Consider the following 21,100-nt stretch of genomic DNA (forward strand, 5'->3'; position numbering starts at 1 on the left):
TTGCGAACCGGTCCTTCCTGCTCGACGCGCCGGCGCTGAGATGTCCCTTCAGTCTGCCGGCGCGCGAACGGTTCTTGCACAAAAATTTACAGAGTTCTTTTCTCTTCCACGAGCTCGTAGGCTTCGACCACGTCGCCCTCGCGGAAATCCTGATAGTTGGCGAAGGTCATGCCGCATTCGAAGCCCTCGCGCACTTCGCTGGCTTCGTCCTTCTCGCGGCGCAGCGAAGCGACCGAACCCTCCCAGATCACGATGCCGTCGCGGACCAGACGCACTTTGCTGCCGCGTTTGATCGCGCCCTTCATGACCCGGCAGCCGGCGATCTTGCCGACCTTCGGGGCCTTGAAAATCTTGCGGATCTCCACTTCGCCCAGCGAGTTCTCCTTGATCGTCGGCGTCAGCAGACCTTCCATGGCCGCCTTCACGTCGTCGATGATCTCGTAGATGATGCTGTACAGACGGATCTGCACGTTTTCCTTTTCGGCAAGTTTGCTGGCGCTGTTCTCGGGGCGGACGTTGAAGCCCACCACGATGGCGTTGGACGCCGTGGCCAACATGATGTCCGATTCGGAAATGCGCCCTACGGCCGTGTGCACGATGTTGATGCCCACGTCTTCGGTGCCGAGCTTCTCCAGCGAGCCGACGATCGCTTCGATGGTGCCCTGCACGTCGCACTTGATGACCAGGTTCAGCACGGGTTTTTCGCCGTCCTGCACCTGGCTGTAGAGGTCTTCCAGCGTCATGCGCTTCACGGCCATGTTGTTCTGGGCGTTGCGGCGTTCGGCTTCGAGATTGGCGAAGTAGTCGCGGGCCTCTTTCTCGGAGCCGATCTGATGGAAGTGCTCGCCCGGCTGAGGCACGCCGTTCAGGCCGATGATCTCGACGGCAGTGCTGGGACCGGCCTGTTTAACGTTTTTGCCGGCGTCGTTGAACATGGCGCGCACCTTTCCCCAGCAGGTGTCGAACAGGATCAGATCGCCCCGGCACAGCGTTCCCTGCTGCACGATCACGGAAGCGACGGCGCCCTGCCCCTTGTCGAGGCGGGCCTCGATGACGACGCCTTCGGGCGGAACAGCGGGATCGGCCTTGAGATCCTGCATCTCGGCCACGAGCGAGATCATCTCGAGCAGCTGATCCACGCCCTTGCCGGACTTGGCGGAGATTTCCACCATGACGGTGTCGCCGCCCCACGCTTCGGAGACGAGACCGTAGCCGCTCAGCTCCTGCATGACCTGCTGCGGGTTGGCGGTAGGCTTGTCCATCTTGTTGATGGCGACGATGATGGGGACGCCGGCGGCTTTGGCGTGATTGATGGCTTCGATGGTCTGAGGCATCACGCCGTCGTCGGCGGCGACGACCAGCACGGCGATATCGGTGCACTGGGCGCCGCGGGCGCGCATGGATGTGAAAGCTTCATGGCCGGGGGTGTCGAGGAAGACGATCTCCTTGCCGTTGTACGCGACGTGCGAAGCGCCGATATGCTGGGTGATGCCGCCGGCTTCGCGGGCTGTCACGTGGGTCTTGCGGATCGCGTCGAGCAGCGAGGTCTTGCCGTGGTCGACGTGCCCCATGACGGTGACGATCGGCGAGCGGGGCTTGAGATGCGAGCCGTGCGGCACCGCCTTGCCGCCGGCGGGCTGGGGCGCTGGAGCTTTTTTCGCTTCTTTGGCCGGTTCTTCGTCGCTCCAGTCGACGTCGACGCCGCAAACGTCGCCGAGAGTGAGCAGGATGTCGTCGTTCAAGGACGCGGATGCGGGAACCATCATCCCGGCGCTCATCAATTTCTTCACGGCTTCGGCGGCGGAAAGTCCGAGCGCGTCAGCCAGGTCTTTCACGCAGCCGCCGTGTTTGACTTTCACGGTCTTCTTTGCGGGAGCGGGGGCTTTCTTTTCCTCCGCCGGAGCGGGCGTCTTGCTTCCGGCCTTCTCGGCTTTCGGCGCGGGAGCCTTCTTTTCAGGCTCGGCCTTGGCAGGCGCGCTCTTTCCTGAGGGACCTTTCTTCTTTTTGCTCTGCTCGATCTCTTCTTCGACAAGCTGGATCGCGTCGTCGTCGATCGTGCTCATGTGGGACTTGACGGAGACGTTCACCTTTTCCAGCAAAGCGAGCAGATCCTTGTTGTTCATCTCCAGCAGCTTTGCGAGTTCGTACACTCTCATTTTACTCAACGGCATTTCCTCCTTCTGGAAGCAGTCCTTTTATTTTCTCTGCAAAGCCGCTCCGCACCGGAAGGGCGACTATCTGAGCCTGTCGCAGTCCCAGGAGTTGTCCGAGTTCCAAACGGCTTACCCCGGCCAAAACATGCGCGCCGGCATTTTTGGCGTCAATGGATCTTTTCAACGTAACGGAATGATCGTACGTCAGCAGGACGAACAGGTTCTGCCCGGCGGAAAGTTCCCCCAGCACGCGGTCCTGACCGACGATCAGCTCGCCGGCACGCCGCGCCAGCCCCAAAGTGCCCTTGATTTCCTCAAAGAGCTCCGCCGCATCGGGGAGCGCGTCGCATTCTTCGAGGTTCACCGCGGCGCGAAGTTTGGCCTGCACCTCCGCGGGAACGGAACATTTAAGAGATTTTTCCAGCAGCCGCCTCTTCAGGCAGAGGGCTACGCACTGAGGATCGGGACAGACGTACGCGCCCCGTCCCGACGTTTTTCCCTGTTCGTCGAGCGCGACCTGTCCGTCGGGCCGGCGCACCACGCGCAGCATCTCGCGGGGCGCGCGCTCGCGGCGGCAGGCCACGCATCGGCGGGGATTCACGGATCGCCTCAAGCCCGCTCCCCCTCTTCGGTCTCGGGCTTTCCGGCGGGCGCGGCGTCGGTGTTGATGTCCACTTTCCAGCCTGTCAGGCGGGCGGCGAGGCGCACGTTTTGTCCGGCTTTGCCGATGGCCAGCGAGAGCTGATCGGCGGGAGCGTACACCTTGGCGGTGCGGTCCTGTCCCTCGACGGCCTCGACGCTGGTCACGCGGGCGGGCGAAAGCGCGTTTCTGATGAACTCGAGAGGATCTTCGTTCCAGACGATGATGTCGATCTTTTCGTCGCAGAGATCGGCGCTGATGTTCCTGATGCGGGCGCCGCTGTTGCCGACGCAGGCTCCCACGGAATCGACGGCGGGATCGGTGGAGGCCACGGCGACTTTGGCGCGGGCGCCGGCCTCGCGCACGATGCCTTTGATCTCGACGGTGCCGTCGTGGATCTCGGGGATCTCCAGCTCGAGCAGCTTCCTCAGCAGCCCGGGATGGGTGCGCGAAACGACGATGCGCGGGCCGCGCCCGGTCTGGCGCACGTCGAGCAGGAAGAATTTCTTGCTCTCGCCGGGCGTGTAGACTTCGCCGGCGATACGTTCTTCGCGGGGCAGCACGGCCTCGCTGCGCTCGCTCAAGCGGACGAGGATCTGATCGTTCTCGGCCTTGAAGATGGTGGCCGTGATCAGGTCGCCGATCTTGTCGTTGAACTCATTATATACGATTTCGCGCTCGGCGTCCTTGAGGCGCTGAGTGATCACCTGACGGGCGGTCTGAGCGGCGATACGTCCGAAGCTCTTGGGGTGCTCGAGCACGGGCACCTTGACGCTGTCTCCCGCCTGAACGTCGGGGTAGCCGAGGGCACGCGCTTCGCCGAGGCTGATCTCGCTGTCGCTGTGCACCTCGGCATCGACCGCCCGGCGCACGTCGAAAATGGACACGCTGCCGGTCGCGCGGTCGATGGTGACGACGGGATCGAACTTGCCGTCCCTGAATTTCCGATAGGCCAGCGCCAGCGCCGCCTCGATGCTGGCGAGGATCACTTCTTCGGAGAGGCCCCGCTCCTCGCCCAGCTGTTTGAGCGCCCCCAGAAAATCAACACCCAGTTCCATTCTAACTTTTTCCTCCCCTTTTCTTGAAGGTCTTCTTCTGCCCCTTCTCTTCCTCGTAAACCAAATGGGCTTTCTGGATTTTCGCCAACGGAAGATCCAGCGGTTCGCCGCCGCAGTCCAAAAGGACTGCGCCGTCCTTTACCCCCTCGATCACGGCCGTGACGCGCCGTCTCCCCTCGTAAACGTCTCTCAGGCGGATGCTGACGGAACGTCCCGCAAAACGCGCGTAGTCCTCCGCTTTGAACAGCGGACGTTCCAGTCCGGGCGAACTGACCTCGAGCAGATAACGGTCCTCGAAGGCGTCCGCCGCGGTATCGAGCAGACCGCTGATGTCCTTGGCGCACCGTTCGCAGTCGTCGAGACCGACGCCGCCGTCGCGGTCGATGTACACGCGCAGGATCTGCGAGCCGGCTTCCTTGACGGTCTCCGCGCCGACGAATTCATAACCCAGCGATTCGACGAGCGCCTTCAGTTGTTCGGAAATCTTTTCCATGTCCATGACGATGCCTCGCTTTACGATTTGCCGATTTATAAAAAACGAAGAGTGGGCGCAGCCCACTCTTCACTCCCAGCCTCCAAATTCTTCGCGTATTGTAACATGAAAGTTTTCAGATAGCAACCTGTTTCGTGCAAAATGTCGTTGTTCAGTGATAAAGTCACCCATAACTGTTCCAAGAAAATGTCACTCTGAGATAATACCGTTCATGAAACAGGAGCGAATGACATTGTCACAAAAGGAACTGGATCGTATCAGGATTATCGGAGCGCTTGTCGACGGACGCATGACGAACAGGGAGGCGGCGGAGAAGCTGGGGCTCTGTCAACGGCAAATCATCAGGATCAAAAAGAGGTTCGTCGTTCAAGGGGCGGCGGGGCTTGTTCACGGCAACCGCGGCAGAACGTCTCGGCGCAGGATCGGAGATGAGGTTCGGGAGTCGGTGCTGAAGGCGTATGAGGAGGTCTATTACGATTTCAACTTCTCTCACTTTGCGGAATGCCTGAACGAACGGGAGGGGATCAGGATCAGCCGTTCGAGTGTCGTCCGCATCCTGAAGGACGAGGGGATCAGGAGCAAGAAGAGTGTGCGGCGACGGCCGAAGCTTCACCGTTCCCGACCGCGGAAGGTGGCCGCGGGGATGTTGTGGCAGACTGACGCCACGTCGTTTGAATGGTTTGGCAGGGGGAACGGGCGTGCGACGCTGCACGCTTATATTGACGATGCGACGGGGATCGTGACTGGCGCCTGTTTCACTGAGAACGAATGTATGGCGGGCTATGTCGCCGCGCTGGGGATGGGGATCGAGGGGTATGGGCTGCCGATGGCGATTTACAGCGACCGGCATACGATTTTCCGCTCTCCAAAGGCACGGGCGCAGGATGATGAGGATCGGATCGAAGGGAATGAAAAAAATGAAGGGAATGGAAGGAATGAAGGGAATGGAAGGAATGAAGAAAATGAAGGGAATGAGGCGGGGAAGGGGGAGCCGTTAAGTTGTTTCGGACGGGGGCTGAAGGATCTTGGGATCGGGCAGATCTTTGCCTTGACGCCGGAGGCGAAGGGGCGTGTCGAACGTCTTTGGAACACGATGCAGGACAGGCTGCCGGGGAGCTGAGGCTGCTTGGCGTCTCGGATATCACGGCGGCCAACGAGGTTTTGCCCAAGCTCATCGCCAGGCACAATCGGAAGTTTGCCGTCACTCCGGCTGAGGGAGAGGACGTTTATGTGAAGCCGGAAGGAAAAGTCGATTTGGATTTTCTCTTTGCGCGTCGCGAATCTCGCAGGACGGATCACGGCGGCATGATTTCCTACGGAGGTCGTCGGTACGTTCCGGCGGCGGACGATTGCCTCGGGATGGCCAAAACGACGGTTGAGGTGCGTGAAACGTCGACCGGGCGGATCTGGGGTGTTTCCAAGGGCAGACGGATCGAGATGAAGGAGGTTGAAAGTCAAAAACGAGTCGACTCCGATGAGGCATCGGCAAAGAAACGGAAAAGCGGGCTTGTGAAAGCGCACAAGCCCGCTCCGGACCACCCATGGCGGCGTGGCGTCGTCAAAAGGCAGGGATATCATAGCACATGTCGGGATAAATGTACGTTCGCGTAGACGTTGTTATGGCGGCACGATGGGGAGTTCTTTCGAGATGTCTTGCTGTGATGGGAGTGTGAGGGGGTGACTTTTTCAATGAGCAGTTATGGTGACTTTTTTACTGGCTATTGACACCTGTTTCGTGCAAAAAAAATTCTCTTCGCTCCCCTCTGGCCAACGCCGCCTGGACGTCAGCGGCGCAACGTCGCCGACGCCCAGACGAAGACGGCCTGCGCCTCGCCGGCCGGACCGACGCGTTCGCCCGATTTGAAGGTCATGCTCAGCCGTCCGCTGCCGAGAACCGTTTCCAGCGAACGGACGATCGCGTCTTTCCACGGCGCCAGCCGCGGCGTCTGCACAGTCAGCACGGCGCTCAGCCATTCGAGCCGCCAGCCTTCGGCGTTGACTTTGGCGAGCGCATCGCGAAGCAGCGCCATGCTGTCGGCGTCTTTGAACTTTTCGTCGCCGGCGGGATACAGCGTGCCGATGTCCGGCAGCCCCGCGGCGCTGAGCAGGGCGTCGGCCGCGGCGTGAGCGAGCGCGTCGGCGTCGGAATGGCCGTCGAGCCCCAGCGGCGAGTCGACGATGACGCCGCCGAGGATCAGCCTTCGCCCCGGCACGAGCGGATGCACGTCGTAGCCGAGGCCGGTACGGATCTCGCCGGCATCGGCAATTTTCCGCGCCATTTCCCAGTCGCCGCTTTCCGTCACTTTGAAGTTCATGTTCTCGCCCGCCACCCAATCAAGCGTTTCGCCCCGCTGCAGCCACAATTCGGCTTCGTCTTTGAAATCGGCGCGTGGAGCGTTCTCGAGCAGTTCCCGCAACGCCGCGCGCGGAAAAAGCTGCGGCGTCTGGGTGATGTAAACGCCGTCGCGGTCAAGCGGCTCGATGCGGCCGTTTTCGATCTTTTTCAGCGCGTTCGCCTCCGGCAGCAGCGGGATCACGGCGTTCTCCCCCGTCGAGGCGGCGATCAGACGCCGGCACAGCGGCACGCCAGCAAACGGGCGCGCGGCGTCATGCAGCAGCACTTCGTCCTCACCGCAGGCGCGCAGCGCCGACAACACGGAAAGCGCGCGCGACGCGCCGCCGGCCGCGACGGTCACGCCGTCGGGCGCCGTCAGCGCGTTTTCAGGCGGCAGGACGAGCACGATCCGGTCGATCAGCTTTTCCCTCCGCAGTATCCGCGCCGTTTCCAAACTCCATCCCCAGACGGGACGCCCGCCCAAAAGGCGGAATTGTTTGGGTTCGCCGCCGAGGCGCGTTCCTCTTCCCGCCGCGAGGATGACGAAAGCGCGGCTCAACTTTTCACCTCGCGCTTGACGCGGCCGAAGACCATGCGCCCGGCCGAGGTCTGCAGCAGCGACGAGAGCGTCACCTCCACCGTCTTGCCGATGTAGGGGCCGCCGTCTTCGACGACAAGCATCGTGCCGTTGTCGAGATAGCCGATGCCCTGACGCGCGTCCTTGCCTTGTTTGATCAGATTTACCGTCACTTCGTCGCCGGGCAGCAGGGCGGGCTTCATCGCGTTGGCCAGATCGTTGACGTTCAGCACGCGCACGTTCTGGATCTGCGCGACTTTGTTGAGATTGTAATCGGTGGTGAGCACGTCGTAACCGAATTTTTTGGCCATGGACACCACGCCCGAATCCACGAACTCGGTGTGATAATCGGCCAGCGAGGCTTCGATCAGCGCCAGCTTCACCTGATGGAGTTTCTGCAGTTCCTTGACCACGTCCAGTCCCATGCGGCCGCGGGCGCGGCGGTTCTGGTCCTTCGAGTCGGCCACGGTCTGCAGTTCGAGCAGCACGAACGACGGCAGAATCAAAGTGCCCTGAAGGAATCCCGTCTTGGCGATGTCGAGGATGCGTCCGTCGATGATGACGCTGGTGTCGAGGATCTTGCGCGGCACCGGATCGGCCGCCGGTTCAGCGTCTTCGCTCTCTTCCGCCGGGACTTTTCCGGCGCGGCTCTTCCGCTTCTGGCTGAGGCGCTCTTTCACCGAAGCCATGGCGCCGCGGATGTCCCCCTGACGGGTCACGAAGATCCAGGCCATGACGAAGCCGATCAGCACGTTCAGCAGCACCGTCAGGTACGGGCCGAAGGGCGTGTCGGAAAAGGGCAGCACCAGCAAATTGGCCAGCACGAGCCCGACGATCATGCCCGTCAGCGCGGCGACGATCTCGGGCCAGGCCGTGCTGCGCAGCTGACGTTCGAAAAGCAGTCCCACGTCGTGGAGCAACTTCATAAAATACGGCGCCAGAAGGACGCCAATAAAGCCGAAAACGGCAATGGAAAGGACGATCGCCAGTCCATGGAAAAGAACCGTGTCGGGGAAATACGCCTTGAGCAGCGGCGCCCCCGCCTGATAACCGGCTAAAGCGCCCAGCAGTCCGAGCAGGGCACCGCAGCTGTACCTGACTATTTTTTTCAGTCCGTCGGTCATGATTGGTTTTCCACCTCCTTTGAACGAAACGAGAGCGCCGGAAAAGCGCTCCCGAAATTCCGCCGGCTACTCCCTGATCTCTTGCCGGCTCTCCAGCGCCGCGTGGAGCGTGACGCGATCGGCGAACTCGATGGAACCGCCGACCGGCAGGCCGTACGCCAAGCGCGATTTTTTCACGGGGATGTCCCGCAGCGCCTCCAGCAGCGCGTAAAAGGTCATGTCGCCTTCGATGCGCGGATTCGTGGCGATGATCGCCTCGCGGATCGGATACTCTTCGAAGCGTTTGCGCAGCAGGCGCACCGTCTCTTCGGGGAGCGATTCGCGGTCTTCCAGCGGCGAAAGCGACGTGCCGAGCACGAAGTACAGGCCGTTGAAAAGCCCCGACTGCTCGATACTGACGAGGTCCTCGATGGTTTCGGTGACGCAGAGCAGCGAACGGTCGCGCAGCGGATCGCCGCAGATGGGGCAGGGCTGCGTCTCGGTCAGATTGCCGCACTTCTCGCAGGTGGTCAGGCGCCGGTTCAGCTCGCCGACGGAACGTGCCAGGTCGGCGCCGAAGCCCTCGCCCTCCTGAAGCACGTAAAAGGCCATGCGCCGGGCGCTCTTTTCGCCCACGCCGGGAAATTTTTTCAGCAGCGAGATCAGACGTTCGATCGGTTCAGGCAGAGCCATTGCCGGTCACTAAAACGGCAGCTTCATGCCGCCGGTCAGAGAGCCCATGCGCTGTTCCATCATTTCCCGGGCTTTGTTGGCCGCGTCGGACACCGCCGCGAGGATCAGGTCTTCGAGCATTTCCACGTCTTCGGGATCGACCACTTCTTTGGAGATCTTCACGCCGACCAGTTCACCCTGCCCGTTGACCGTGGCCCTGACCATGCCGCCGCCGGCATTGCCCTCCACGCGGGCCTCCTTCAGCTCTTCCTGAGCCTTCATCATCTTCGCCTGCATCGCCTGAGCCTGCTTGAGCATCTGGTTCATGTTGCCCATACCGCCTCTGCCGCCAAAGTTCATTTTTCTTCAATCCTTTCGCAAAATACGATTCAATGATGATATTTCGAGCCCTCGTGGATCATGGCCGCGCGATAGATCTGCTCGCTGAGAAGCAGCAGCGCCATCTCGTGCGTGAAGGTCATCTTCGACAAAGATATTATCACGTTTCCGCGTTTTTGCAGCGCCTCCGAAGTGCCGTAGGGACCTCCGATCAGAAAAACCAGCCGTCCCCGCCCGCCGCCAAGCAGATCGTAGATCCTGCTCGAGAGCTCTTCGCTGCCCAGCGCTCGCCCGCGCTCGTCCAGCAGAAAAAGAACGTCCTCGCCGCCGATGCGCTTGAGGAACTCCTGTCCCTCAAGCTCTTTGCGCTGCTCGACGGTCAGTTTTTTCCCTTTGCCCGGTTCGGGCAAAAAAGTCCACTCCACCGGCAGCAGCGGCTTCAAACGCGTCCGATAGTGTTCCAGACCTTTGACGATGAACGGCTCGCGCGGACGCCCCATGGCCAGCACTTCGATTTTCATCGTCCTTCGCTCACTTTCCGCCGGTGCCGTTCCGTTTCGAAAGCGCGCTCGCGGGCGGCACGCCGCGCCGCAAACGAACGGACAGCCTGCTCGCGCGCCCGCTCCGCCTGTTTCAGGCTGCGCCGCAGCCGGCGGATCAGATGATCCGCCGAACGCAACTCCATCATGCCGTTGATATACTCCCACAGCGAACGCACCAATTCCTCGACCTGGAGCGAAGCGCTCTCCTCCTGAGGCGAGGTGAGCAGCGAGGTATAGCGCGGCAGCAGGCCGTGCCGCATGCCGGCGTCCGCACGGTAAAACTGCGGACACTCCACGCCGGAACGAATTTCCTTTCTCGATTCGACGGCGATCGGGGAAAAACTGAGCCGGAACAGCTCGGCGCTCTGCGGCCCGCTGTAAATGTTCAGCATCGCCAGAGCGGAAGCGGTCCGCGCCGTCAGTTCGGCCAGCCGCCGTTTCTGTTCGAGACTCCGGGCGCCGAGGCGCTCCCGGCTGACGGTCAGCCGACGGATGCGCTGGCGCAGCCTCTCCGGCAAAGAGCGGACGTCTTCTCCGCTCATCGTGACGCCTCCCCGCCGTCATTACGGCCGTACTCCCGCAACAACGACAGCGGCACGCGGCTGATGCGGCTTTCCGGCATCAGGGCAAGGATCCGCCAGACCCGCTGCGGCGAAGCGTCGGCGCGCGGTTCCAGATCGCTCAGGAACTCGTGCAGAGCGCGATCGAACGCCCGCTCCTCTTCGCTGAGCGGATATTCGTCCATGCGCCGGCGTTTCAATTCCGCTCTCAGCTCCTTGCACTGGCGGCGCAGCAGGCAGGCGTACTCGACCGAACGGTCCATCCCCCGTGGGAGCTGGGGCGTGTAACCGTTCAACGACAGCGCGCCGTCGCCGCGCAGGATCAAAACGCCGTCGAAAAGATCGCGCAGCGCCAGCAGCTCCGAAGGCAGTCCCGCCACTTTACGTTCCGAAAGCAGCACCGCCACGGTGATGCGTCCCTTGTGGCCGTACAGCAGTTGCATGTGAGTGCTCAACGCGTTTCTGAAGCCGTTCAGAGCTCCGGCGCGGCTGCGGTAATAACCTCGCAGCGCCAGATCTTCCTGATAGAAGCGCGCCCACGATTCAAGGTCGAGCACCATCAGGAACACGTCGCGCCCCTCGTTGGCGCGGCTGATCGCCGCTTCCCAGCCCAGGCGCAGCGGCGTCATGCTCTGATAGAGCTGGTCGCGGCTGTCGGAAACAAACAGCCCTTCGTCTTCCAGCCCATAATGATCCCAGATGCGGCGGATCTCCTCCGCCTCGTTTTTCGACGTGTCGAGCGAGATCAGGCACGGCCACTGATGATCCGAAAGCGCGCCGTGCAGCAGCGCGGAAAAGAATCCCAGCGAGCGATAGAGCGACACTCCGGCCACAAAGATCGAATGGCCGTGCTGCAAGGGAAAAAGCGCGTCCACCGACGCAATCCCCGTCTTGAAGACCGAGCGGCGCGTCAGCCGCGAAGCGACCAGCGGCGGCTCGGCCGGCAGTTCCAGTTCGTTGCTTCCCAGCCAAACCTGCAGCGAATCACGACAGAGAGAATGCTCGCCGTCGCAGATGCGCACATGACAGCGGTCGTTTTGGACTTCGACGACGCGCCCCACGAAACTGTCGCCGGAATCGTCCTGGATCGTTACCAGATCGTTCAGCGACGCGCCGGCGAGACGCTCGACCCAAAGCGACGAAGCAGAGAGAAAACTGACGTTGTTCGAACCGCGGCGAAGCAGTTTCATGGCCGTTCCTCCTCCTGCGCGCGCAGCCAGTCGATAAAGCTGCGGCGGCGCACATCGGGCCATTCGCGAAAGTTCAGCTGCAGCTCGGCGCGAATCTTCAGCACCGACGCCAGCAGCGCCGGACCGGCCCGGGAAGCCAGTCCCAGAAGCGTCTTGCCGTCGGCATCGCTCCACTGCACGTGATTTTCCGGCGCCATCGCAAAGCCGAGCGGAGAATACTCCACGAAGAGCTCCCCGAAAAGCCCTGTCAGCGCTTCCAGCGCGTGACGAATGTCCTCGTCGCATTCCTCGGTCAGTCGGCACAGTTGCCGCCAACAGCGGCCGGCGGGCGACAGATCGCCCCAGGAGTCCGCCGACGGCACCAGATTCTCCGAAAACTCTTCAAGGATGATGCCCGTACGCATGAAACGCGGCAAACGACCCATATAGGGATGCTCCGCAAGCGGTGAAAAGCCCTCTTCATAGCGCCAGCCGACGATCAGCGACGTGGAGCGGCCGTCTCCATCGGGCCGCGACTTGAGGTCCAGCAGCTCGCCCAACTGACGCCGGGCCGTATAAGGATAACCGTCGGGGAGCGGCGGCTCGCCCGAACTTTCGCCGTATTCACGCGCCGATTCCAGCCAGTAATGCAGATCGTCGATCAGGACCAGCCGTCGCCGGACGGCGTGAGGACGACCCGTCAGATACGTGAGCGCCCGCGGCACCAGAGTCTTTATCGCCGGCACGTTCCACGGCGGCGTCCAGAGGATCGTGCATCTCTCCGCACTGCCGGCCATCTGCACGGCGCGGCAGTAACGATACAACTCGTGGTAACCGCCTTGGCAGAAAATATACAGAAAATCCGCCCGCTGCGCCGCGGCGATCTGGCTGAACAACAAAGCGAAACCGCCCGGCGGTATGCCCAGCAGCGCCACGCCCTCGCCGTCGTGCAGGTTCATGAACTCGCCCAGCGTTTTCAGCCCCCAGAAACTGCCGCCGGCCGTCTGCTGAGGAACCGCGGAAAAGTTGAGATTGCCCATCGACACGTCGCCGATCTTTATGATCTGCCGTCCCAGCGGATCGATCACGGCGCCCGGCTCCGCGCGGGCAAGGCGTTCTTCCAGCGTCTCGCCGCCCAGGCGCAGCAGCTCGCCCGGCCGGATCTTTTCCGGAAGATCCAGCGGCAGGATGCGCACGGTCCGTCCGTCATGACTCTGTACCTGCCCATACCACGAGTTGTCTTCGGTGCAGGCGAATTCGCCCAGCACGACCGGAAATCCGGCTTCGATGCAAACGCTTTCGGCGCAAACCGACTGAACCGGCGCAGAATGCCCCTTTATTTCAACTCGCCTCCTTCCACCGCAGGCAAGGGGATCCAGTAAGGATCGACCGACTCCTGAAAATATTTTTTTTCCAACGAAGAAAAGCTCTTCACGAGCGTTTCCTCGTATAAGACGGCCTCCGCTCCGGAGGCGAGTCCGGCTTCTTTCAGTTCCTGAAATCCGACTCGAGCGGGAACGATTTTTTCCATACAGCCCAGCACCGACCAGAGACGGAGAAACGACGCCGAACCGATCAAAAGCGCATGATTTTTCATGTTTCCCCCTAACGGCCGACGAGCAGCACGCTCTGCAGCGCCGCGCGGTCCAAGCCGCTCTGCAGTCCGGAAACGACGGTCATCAGATCGCGCCACTCGCAGAATAAGCGCGCCCGATAGGATATGATCACCGATACGCCGAGCGGGTCTTCACGGCGCAGCGTCATCTGCCAGAGCAGATACTGCCGTTCCAACTCGAACAGCGAACGTTCGTCGGGTTCCGCGCCGCGGGAACGCCAGAACGTGCCGCGCAGCAGCACTTTATAGCTCTTTGCGAAGAGCAGACGCTCCAGCGGCAACGAACCGCCTTCGAGAAAACGTGCCGGTTCGTCCGGCGCGCCGGAGCCGTAATGGACACTCAGCCAGACGCGCAGATTCCACAAGTCGATCAGATAGCCGAGACATTGCGAGACGACCGTCCCATTCGCGCCGCGGCACCGTTTCAGCACGCCGCCGGCCCAGTCGAAAGAGCTCTTCATGTAAGACCACTCGGCTTCCCAGAGCCGTCCCGACTCGTCAAGCAGTTTCACTGCCGTGCTGAGCGCATTGGACAGCTCCGTCGGATCGTAGCGGCACAGTTCGTCGATCTGTTCCCGGTCGCCGCCGGCGCCGGCCAGCTGCCGCCAAAATTCCGGGCTCAGTTCGCCGCAGCCGGGCATAGCCGGCTCGTAATCGTTCCGCCCCGATTGGAGCGCGCGCAAAAAGAGCTGCCCGTTTTCCAGATCCGACTGGATCGAAAGCACCGACGTGAGCAAGCGCACCGTGCCTTTGCCCCAACTTTTCAGTTCGCCGAAACGCTGTCGGGCGGAAGCGGAGATCAGGCTCTCCAGTTTCAGCGCCAGCGGCATGTCCGAGAGCATGAAGTCCCGGCGGTACAGCGGGCCGTAAACCGTATCGAGCAAATATCGTTCCACGCCTTGCAAATCCGCACACGCAAGTTCGGCAAAAACCTGAGTCGGGAGGAAATCCCGCGTGCGGGCGCGCAGACGCCCGTTCACGTATTCGTAATTAGCTTCTTCCCTGACGGTGGACGACAAGCTCGCAGCGGTATTGCTCCCAGCGGGTCTGAAAGGTGCAGTCAAAGAGCGCGCCTCCCTCCTCGATCAGGATAAAGCCGCCCCAGCGCCCGGGATCTTTTTCTTCCACGTTGAATCCCGCGGCACGAAGCAGCCCGGCTTCGCGCCGCGCGGCCCGGAACGTTCCCGCGCCGGAAAATCCGGCGCGACGACATTGCTCCGCCATTCTCGCCAGGAACGCGCCGTAGCTCTCGCTGCTTCGAAAAAGTTCGATTCTCCGCCGCAGTTCTCGTTCGAGTCGCCGCAGATGCTGCGCTTCGAGCTCTTTCTGCACGCTGCTCTCCAGCGCGCGCATCAGACGGCGACGGCGCATGCTCAAGCGCTCCAGCGCCTCTTCGCAGGCGGCGGTGCGTTCCTTCACGGCGGCGGCCGCCTCGTCACGGCAGGCGGCGATCAGCCCGCCCATGCGGCTGTCCGCGGACGCCCGCATCGCCTCGTGCCGCGCCGCAAGTTCCGCCTCCATGGCGCGCAGAAACGCCGGAGGCAGGAGTTCCTCGCCCGTCAACGGAAAACTCCTAGGCGAACTGCAAGATCAGCATGATGGCCACGACGAAACCGAGAATGACCATCGTCTCCGGGATCGCTTCGAGAATGATCATCGTGCCGGCAGTTTCCGGTTTTTCCGCCACGCTGCCGGCCGCCACGCTGCCGATCCTGGCCTGGGCGAAAGCGGTCGCAAGCGCGGGGATCCCCACGGCCAGCGCCGCCGCCAATGCTACGAGTCCTTTTTCCACGATAGTTTCCTCCTGTATATAAAAGGATGATAATCTTTTCCCTGAGCAGCGTAAAAATTGCCCATGAACTCCACATAATGAAGACGCGCCGCGTGTAGCCCCGACTCGGCGAACGCCAGCACGAAATTGAGCAGATGGACCGCCAGCGCGACGAAAAGTCCCAGCGCCGAAACGCCGAGAACGTCCACGAACTTCGAAGCGGCCACCGCAAGGATAGCCGACGACAGGCCGATGGCGCCGATGCGCACATAACTGAGGATATGCCCGAAAGAACTCATCGCTTCGATCAGTCCGCCGATGCCGCCCCCGGCCGTCAGCAGCACCAAGCCGACGACGAGCGCCGCGATGCCGCCCGGGAAAGCCTGCGGCGGCAAAAGCCGGCGCACGGACATGAGCGCCGCCACCATGGCCAGGATCACCAGCATGGCGCCCAGCTTTTCCATGGCGTGCTTTTTATGGCGAGCTTTCAGACCGTGGATCAGCCCCACCGCCAGACCGAGCAGCACGTGCCCCAGCCCGAGAGCCACCGAAAACATCAGCACCGGCATGACGGCCTGAGAACGTTCCACCCAGAGCGGTTCCACGTGGAACATCCGGTGCGCGAAATCGCCGAAGAACTCGCCGAAGGCGGCGCCCCAGAGAATGCTCCAAACGCACATGGTCATGAGGACGAATGCCACGTCGCGCACCGTTTCGCTTTTGGCGCGGCGGCGCACGAAGCACATCAAAATCAGCATGACCAGTCCGTAGCCGGCGTCGCCGATGATGCAGCCCGCGAAAAACGGGAAAAACACGCCGATCAGGCTGGTGGGATCCGCCGTGCCATAAGCCGGCGGCTGCACGAGTTTGAGAAACACCGCGAAGGGCGCAAAGAATGCGCCGTGGCGGAGAGCGGTCGGCACCTGTCCATATTCGTCGGGTTCCGGTTCGCGGCTGTGAAGCGCGACACGCCCGGCAAATTTTTCTTCCAAACGGACACGGAAATATTCCAGACCACGCTGCGGCATCCAGCCTTCGACCAGCAGCGCGCCGCCGAGGCGATCGCAGCGGCTGAAGACCTGATACTGATCGACCTTGCGATCGATCAGCAAAAAAAACGCCTTCTGCCGAGGACCCCACTGCTTTCTCATGGCGACAAGTGCAGACTGCTCCGCCTTGAGAAGGGACTGGATCTCCGACAGACGGCGTTTCATCAGTTCCATGCTTTCAGCATAATTTTTTCCGGCATATTGAGGCGGCGGCGTCCACACCGCAGCGCCGATGTCGTGCAGGATTTCCGTCACAGCGGAAATCCGCGCCGCCGGCACCGAAAGCTCGACCAGCAGCTGATCCTCTTTGGCGGTATCGTGCACGTGAAACAGCGTTTTCTCGCCGTCAGCGCACTGGCGTTCGATCTGTCTCAGCGCCAGCGGCCAAAGGTCTTTCGCTACCCACCAGAGCAGACAGCGACGTCCCAAGGAATCCTTAAAAGCGAGCGTTCCCAGCTGCGCAAGGATACGTTCCAGCAGTTTTTTCTCATCAGTAAGACGGTCATGCCCTTTCATGATGCGGGCCAGTTCCGCCTGAAATTTTTCTACGCTTTTTTCCAGCTCGGGAACGGTGAGAGCGAGGGATTCGGACAGGATCCGCTCCACCTCGGCGTCGGCCGCAGCGGGAACGCTTTCCGCCGAAGCGGAAACGGCAATTCCATCCAACGTTTCCACCACGGCGCGCAGCTTCTCGCGCAGCACCAGGAGCCGATCCGCCAGATCGACGTTGTGCTGTTCTTCAGAAGGCAGGATCAGATGGACGCGCCCGTCGGCCTGCAAGAAATCGATCAGCTCCATCCCCAGAGATTCGGGGACCGCCATCGACAACCGGCACATTTTTTCGATCATCGGCGCGCTTCCTCCTCTCCGTTCATTGCCGCCCAGGCGCGGTCCAGTTCCGCGTCCATCGGCGCGCAGGCGGCTTCGGCGCGGCGGCGCTCCGCTTCCTCGCGCATCCGCTCGAGAAGCAGCTGAGTCTCGCGCTCATAAGCGGCCACTCTGGCCTTCTGCATCTCGTCGCAGCGTTTCAACGTGTTCTCCACCATCAGCCGCGCCCGCCGTTCCGTCTCGTCGACGCGCGCTTCGAGCTCCCGTTCCAGATCGAGCGTCTGCGTCCGCTGAGACGCAGCGAGTTGGCGCAACCGCTCTTTCCAGCGCGATTCGCTTTCCTTCGGCGTCATGAAGCGCCTCCGGAATTCATCAGATACTCGCACAGATCGCTCCGGTCGATGATCCCGACGAGAAGCCGCCCGTCGAGGACGGGCAGGCGCTTGACTCTGAGCCGCAGCATCAGGTCGGCCACGTTCATGATGTTCGCCGTCGTCTTCACGGACTGACAGTTTGTCTGCATATAGTCGCGCACCGCGCTGGTGCGGACCTGCGAGAATTTTTTCGTCAGCAGTTCGTGCTCGCCGTAGAGGAAGGAATCCTGCGCAAGGATCTCCAGATACGACGGCAGCACGGAACGGAGGATGTCCGATTCCGAAAGGAAGCCCACCAGACGCCACCGCTCGTCCACGACCGGAACGCCGCTCAGGCTGTGACTGTGCAGCACGTGCATGGCGTCTTCGACGGTGTCTTCGGCCATCACCGCGGTCAGATCGCGCTTCATCAGCTGCTCGGCGGTCACCATTTCGTTACTCATGATCTTTTTCTCTCCACGGGAAGACGTTGAGCCGCTCGCGAAACACCGCCAGCACAAAAGCCAGCAGCTGGAAATCGCGCTTCAGCCGCCACGGCTCCTGGAACAGGCGATAGAGCCATTCGCAGCCGATTTTCTGCCAGAAGCGGGGCGCCCGCTTCAACACGCCGGCGTAAACGTCGAAGCTGCCGCCCACGCCCACGCAGAGGCACCCGTCAAGATTCGCGCGCTGCGAGTCGAGCCACTTCTCCTGCGCCGGCATCCCCAGCGCCGCAAACAGGATCTTGGCGCCGCTTTTGCGCACGTTGCCGGCCACCTCGTCGGAAAACGCGCGGTCGAAATAGCCGTCGTAACAGCCCGAAACGACCAATCCGGGATATTCCCTTTGCAGGCGTTCCGCGGCGCGGCGGGCGATGCCCGGGCGGCCGCCCAGCAGGTATACGGGCAGCGATTCGGACGCCGCCAGACGGCAGAGCCGGTCCATGTAATCGATGCCGGCGATGCGTTCCACCACGGGCACTTTCAGTTTTTTCAACGCCCAGACCAGCCCCGCGCCGTCGGGAAGGTTCAGATCGGCCGCGTTGGCGATGCGGCGGAACTCCGCGTCGGAGCGCGTCTCGTTCAGCCCTAGCGCGTTCATCGTCACTACCATGCGGAAGCGCGGCTCGGCGCTCTTGAGCCAGGCCAGACTCTTCGACAGCGCGTAGTTCATGGAGATCCCGTCGATCCTCACGCCCCACAGCGCATGGTCGTCGGCGCGCGCGCGGCGGCCGCCGTGCACGCCCCACAGCACCAGCAGCAGCACGCTGGCCATCGCCGGCACCGCCATTTTCAGCGCGACGGAATCCGGGATCAGCTGCATCAGCGCCACCGAGGCGCCCACCAGCAGGCAGATCTCCGTCACCAGACGCACCGCCGCCGGATGATCCACGCCGCGCTCGATCACGCGGCTGTAAAGGTCGGGCGCCGCGCGAGTCTGTCCACGCGTGAACGCGTGACTGACCAGCCCCAGCGACAGCTCCACCAGCGGTACGGCGTAAAATCCCAGCGGGATCACCATCAGCGCCGTGAGCGTGATGCCCTTGCTGACGCCGATGATGGAAATGCCCGCCACCAGCGTGCCCCACAGGAACGCCAGCGGCGTTCCCAGCTGACGGAACTGATGGCCGAGCCGGCTCCAGTACGCGCCGACCAGCACCAGGGACACGACCGAGACCAAAAACGCCTCGCCCAGATTCTGGCGCGAAAAATACGTCACCGCGACCATCAGCGAAAGGCTGACGCCCAGCAGATGTCCCGCCAGCCCCGGCACCTGGTCGAGCCGCCGGAACAGCACGGGGAACAGCGTCATCCACGCCGTGGTCAGCAGGATAGACTGCCATGAAGACAGGTAGAGGAACGCGGAGCCGCTGGAAGAGACGAACGAGATCGGCTGCCCCGTCAGGGCGAAGATCAGTCCGGGCAGAACGATAAAGGCAAAGAAACCTTTTCCCGGCCGAGCCCGCTCCGCCAGCCCCACGACCATGGACAGCAGCGAACAGGCCACCAGCGCTTCGATGCGGTCGCTGCCGCTCCACAACGCCAGCAGCATCATCACCGTCATCAGCGAAAGGTCCCTCATGTAGAAATATTGATCTCGGCTCAGTTTTTTCCTGAAAAAACGCTGAAGCGCCACGCACCCGATCGCCACCAGAAGCAGCGGCACGATCGCGTCAGCGCTGAAGGGCAACGTCACAGCCGATTCCTCCCTTAACGGTTTCCCCTAAAAATTTTATCAGCCCGCAAACTTGGGAACGGACGAGAAACGCTCGCCCCGACTCATCTCAAACATTATATCAGGAGTTCCCGATAAAAAAAATCCCTTTTCGCGTCCTGGACCGCGAAAACGCCGAAAAAACGCTCGCAGACAAACCGTCGCGGCAAAAGCGTCCGTTTCTCTCAAAGCGATCGCGACGCGGCGGCTGCGATTCATTCGAAAATTCGCGGTCGACGAAAAGTTCCGCAACGAAAAAGGACGGCCGGCCATGGCGCGCCGAACCGTCCTTTTCTCTGAACCGTACCGATTTTTTGCGTGGCGGACGAGCGTTTACTTTTTACCGAGCGGATCGATGTGCTTGACGCCGCCCATGTAGGGGACCAGCGCGTCGGGCAGGTCGATGGAGCCGTCGGCGTTCTGGCAGTTTTCCAGCACGGCGATGAGCGTGCGCCCGATCGCCAGGCCGGAACCGTTCAGCGTGTGCACGTAGCGGGGCTTGCCGCCGTCGGCGGGACGGTAGCGGGTGTTCATGCGGCGGGCCTGGAAGTCGACGCAGTTGCTGCACGAGCTGATCTCGCGGTAGCAGTTCTGGCTGGGCAGCCAGACTTCCACGTCGTAGGTCTTGGCGGAACCGAAGCCCATGTCGCCGGTGCAGAGCACGATGACGCGATAGGGCAGGCCGAGCCCCTGCAGAACGTCTTCGGCGTTGGCGGTGAGCTTTTCGAGTTCGTCCCAGCTGCTCTCGGGCGTGCAGATCTTCACCATCTCGACCTTGTCGAACTGATGCAGGCGCATGATGCCGCGCACGTCGCGCCCGTAGCTGCCGGATTCGCGGCGGAAGCAGGGCGTGTAGGCCGTGTAATATTTGGGCAGTTCGCTTTCGCCGAGCATCTCGCCGTGATGCATGTTGGTCAGCGGCACTTCGGCGGTGGGGATCATCCACAGATCGTCCTTGTCCACCTTGTAGAGATCCTCGGCGAACTTGGGCAGCTGCCCGGTGCCGAGCATCGACTCGGAGTTGACCATGACGGGGACGTTGAACTCGGTATAGCCGTGCTTCATGACGTGCAGGTCGAGCATGTAGTTCATGATGGCGCGCTCGAGGCGCGCTCCCAGTCCCTTGAAGACGGTGAAGCGGCTCTGGGCCATGCGGGGTCCACGCTCGAAATCGAGCAGTCCGCAGGCTTCAGCCACGTCCCAATGCGCTTTGGGCTCGAAATCGAACTGACGCGGCGTGCCCCAGCGGCGCACTTCCACGTTTTCGGTCTCGTCCTTGCCGACGGGCACGGAGGCGTCGGGACGGTTGGGGATCTGCAACATGAGCTGGCGGAGTTCTTCGTCAATCTCAGCCACGCGGGCGTCGTCGGCCTTGACCTGCTCGCCCAGTTTTTTCATCTCTTCCATGACGGCGGCAGCGTCGCCGCCGGCCGCCTTGATCCTGCCGACTTCCTTGGAGCCGGCGTTGCGCCGGGCCTTGACTTCTTCGACGGACGCCAGCAGTTTCTTGCGTTCGTCGTCGAGCGCCAGTACTTTGTCGACGTCGAAGTCGTTGTTTCTCGCTTTCAGATAGGCCTTGACGGCCTCGGTCTCTTCTCGAATCGTACGGATGTCAAGCATGACGGGGGT

Annotated in this window: 23 protein-coding genes; 2 read left to right on the forward strand and 21 right to left on the reverse strand. The window is 62.0% G+C overall.

Annotated elements, in window-relative coordinates; genetic code table 11:
• Positions 1-86 precede the first annotated feature (86 nt).
• From infB to rimP, 4 genes are read right to left on the reverse strand one after another with little or no spacing between them, the layout of a single operon-like run.
• Complete coding sequence (infB, locus tag RAH42_RS09545; protein WP_317539351.1) at positions 87-2,171, reverse strand: translation initiation factor IF-2; 2,085 nt, start codon at positions 2,169-2,171, stop codon at positions 87-89.
• Positions 2,158-2,766 carry a DUF448 domain-containing protein gene (locus tag RAH42_RS09550; protein ID WP_317539352.1) on the reverse strand — a complete coding sequence of 203 codons (609 nt, stop codon included), beginning with the start codon at positions 2,764-2,766 and terminating at the stop codon, positions 2,158-2,160. The genes infB and RAH42_RS09550 overlap by 14 nt, the downstream gene beginning before the upstream one ends.
• Positions 2,763-3,851, reverse strand: coding sequence for a transcription termination factor NusA (gene nusA, locus RAH42_RS09555; protein ID WP_078016528.1), 1,089 nt, complete (start codon positions 3,849-3,851; stop codon positions 2,763-2,765). Before nusA ends, RAH42_RS09550 begins: the two co-directional genes overlap by 4 nt.
• A 1-nt stretch (position 3,852) precedes the next feature.
• A complete protein-coding gene (rimP, locus tag RAH42_RS09560; protein ID WP_317539353.1) occupies positions 3,853-4,344 on the reverse strand; it encodes a ribosome maturation factor RimP in 492 nt (163 codons plus the stop codon).
• Between the two features lie 211 nt (positions 4,345-4,555).
• On the opposite strand from rimP, the gene RAH42_RS09565 reads away from it, so the two are divergent.
• Both RAH42_RS09565 and RAH42_RS09570 read left to right on the forward strand, forming a co-directional pair.
• Positions 4,556-5,464 carry an ISNCY family transposase gene (locus RAH42_RS09565; protein ID WP_317539354.1) on the forward strand — a complete coding sequence of 303 codons (909 nt, stop codon included), beginning with the start codon at positions 4,556-4,558 and terminating at the stop codon, positions 5,462-5,464.
• Positions 5,428-5,955: a hypothetical protein gene (locus tag RAH42_RS09570; RefSeq protein WP_317539355.1), complete on the forward strand. Its 528-nt coding sequence runs from the start codon at positions 5,428-5,430 to the stop codon at positions 5,953-5,955. The genes RAH42_RS09565 and RAH42_RS09570 overlap by 37 nt, the downstream gene beginning before the upstream one ends.
• 173 nt (positions 5,956-6,128) lie before the next feature.
• On the opposite strand, the gene ispF is transcribed toward RAH42_RS09570, so the two are convergent.
• From ispF to serS, 17 genes are all read right to left on the reverse strand, one after another.
• Positions 6,129-7,238 carry a 2-C-methyl-D-erythritol 2,4-cyclodiphosphate synthase gene (gene ispF, locus RAH42_RS09575; protein WP_317539356.1) on the reverse strand — a complete coding sequence of 370 codons (1,110 nt, stop codon included), beginning with the start codon at positions 7,236-7,238 and terminating at the stop codon, positions 6,129-6,131.
• Positions 7,235-8,380, reverse strand: a complete 1,146-nt coding sequence (locus RAH42_RS09580) for a PIN domain-containing protein (RefSeq protein WP_317539357.1) — start codon at positions 8,378-8,380, stop codon at positions 7,235-7,237. The genes ispF and RAH42_RS09580 overlap by 4 nt, the downstream gene beginning before the upstream one ends.
• A gap of 66 nt (positions 8,381-8,446) precedes the next feature.
• Positions 8,447-9,052, reverse strand: a complete 606-nt coding sequence (gene recR / locus RAH42_RS09585; RefSeq protein WP_317539358.1) for a recombination mediator RecR — start codon at positions 9,050-9,052, stop codon at positions 8,447-8,449.
• A 9-nt stretch (positions 9,053-9,061) separates the two neighbouring features.
• A complete protein-coding gene (locus tag RAH42_RS09590; RefSeq protein ID WP_317539359.1) occupies positions 9,062-9,391 on the reverse strand; it encodes a YbaB/EbfC family nucleoid-associated protein in 330 nt (109 codons plus the stop codon).
• Between the two features lie 29 nt (positions 9,392-9,420).
• Positions 9,421-9,891: a 23S rRNA (pseudouridine(1915)-N(3))-methyltransferase RlmH gene (locus RAH42_RS09595; RefSeq protein ID WP_168170069.1), complete on the reverse strand. Its 471-nt coding sequence runs from the start codon at positions 9,889-9,891 to the stop codon at positions 9,421-9,423.
• Positions 9,888-10,454, reverse strand: coding sequence for a V-type ATP synthase subunit D (locus RAH42_RS09600; protein ID WP_317539360.1), 567 nt, complete (start codon positions 10,452-10,454; stop codon positions 9,888-9,890). The genes RAH42_RS09595 and RAH42_RS09600 overlap by 4 nt, the downstream gene beginning before the upstream one ends.
• Positions 10,451-11,662 (reverse strand): hypothetical protein, encoded by a 1,212-nt coding sequence (locus RAH42_RS09605; RefSeq protein WP_317539361.1) that lies wholly within the window; start codon positions 11,660-11,662, stop codon positions 10,451-10,453. Before RAH42_RS09605 ends, RAH42_RS09600 begins: the two co-directional genes overlap by 4 nt.
• Positions 11,659-12,909 carry a hypothetical protein gene (locus RAH42_RS09610; protein ID WP_317539362.1) on the reverse strand — a complete coding sequence of 417 codons (1,251 nt, stop codon included), beginning with the start codon at positions 12,907-12,909 and terminating at the stop codon, positions 11,659-11,661. Before RAH42_RS09610 ends, RAH42_RS09605 begins: the two co-directional genes overlap by 4 nt.
• 68 nt (positions 12,910-12,977) lie before the next feature.
• The gene (locus RAH42_RS09615) at positions 12,978-13,238 is read right to left on the reverse strand and encodes a hypothetical protein (RefSeq protein ID WP_078016537.1); all 261 of its coding nucleotides are present in this window, start codon (positions 13,236-13,238) and stop codon (positions 12,978-12,980) included.
• An 8-nt stretch (positions 13,239-13,246) separates the two neighbouring features.
• A complete protein-coding gene (locus RAH42_RS09620) occupies positions 13,247-14,275 on the reverse strand; it encodes a V-type ATPase subunit (protein WP_317539363.1) in 1,029 nt (342 codons plus the stop codon).
• On the reverse strand, positions 14,247-14,819 hold the full coding sequence (locus RAH42_RS09625; protein WP_317539364.1) for a hypothetical protein: 573 nt from the start codon (positions 14,817-14,819) through the stop codon (positions 14,247-14,249). The genes RAH42_RS09620 and RAH42_RS09625 overlap by 29 nt, the downstream gene beginning before the upstream one ends.
• A gap of 10 nt (positions 14,820-14,829) precedes the next feature.
• Entirely contained in the window at positions 14,830-15,048 is a 219-nt protein-coding gene (locus RAH42_RS09630) for an ATPase (RefSeq protein ID WP_009165809.1), read from the reverse strand.
• Positions 15,030-16,925 (reverse strand): V-type ATPase 116kDa subunit family protein, encoded by a 1,896-nt coding sequence (locus tag RAH42_RS09635; RefSeq protein ID WP_317539365.1) that lies wholly within the window; start codon positions 16,923-16,925, stop codon positions 15,030-15,032. Before RAH42_RS09635 ends, RAH42_RS09630 begins: the two co-directional genes overlap by 19 nt.
• The gene (locus tag RAH42_RS09640) at positions 16,922-17,257 is read right to left on the reverse strand and encodes a hypothetical protein (protein ID WP_120372803.1); all 336 of its coding nucleotides are present in this window, start codon (positions 17,255-17,257) and stop codon (positions 16,922-16,924) included. Before RAH42_RS09640 ends, RAH42_RS09635 begins: the two co-directional genes overlap by 4 nt.
• Positions 17,254-17,721, reverse strand: coding sequence for a CBS domain-containing protein (locus RAH42_RS09645; protein WP_317539366.1), 468 nt, complete (start codon positions 17,719-17,721; stop codon positions 17,254-17,256). The genes RAH42_RS09640 and RAH42_RS09645 overlap by 4 nt, the downstream gene beginning before the upstream one ends.
• Entirely contained in the window at positions 17,714-19,453 is a 1,740-nt protein-coding gene (locus tag RAH42_RS09650; RefSeq protein ID WP_317539367.1) for a WecB/TagA/CpsF family glycosyltransferase, read from the reverse strand. The genes RAH42_RS09645 and RAH42_RS09650 overlap by 8 nt, the downstream gene beginning before the upstream one ends.
• 351 nt (positions 19,454-19,804) lie before the next feature.
• Complete coding sequence (gene serS, locus RAH42_RS09655) at positions 19,805-21,091, reverse strand: serine--tRNA ligase (protein WP_317539368.1); 1,287 nt, start codon at positions 21,089-21,091, stop codon at positions 19,805-19,807.
• Positions 21,092-21,100 lie beyond the last annotated feature (9 nt).

Source organism: Pyramidobacter sp. YE332 (assembly GCF_033060595.1).
In the GTDB taxonomy this organism is placed as follows: Bacteria; Synergistota; Synergistia; order Synergistales; family Dethiosulfovibrionaceae; genus Pyramidobacter.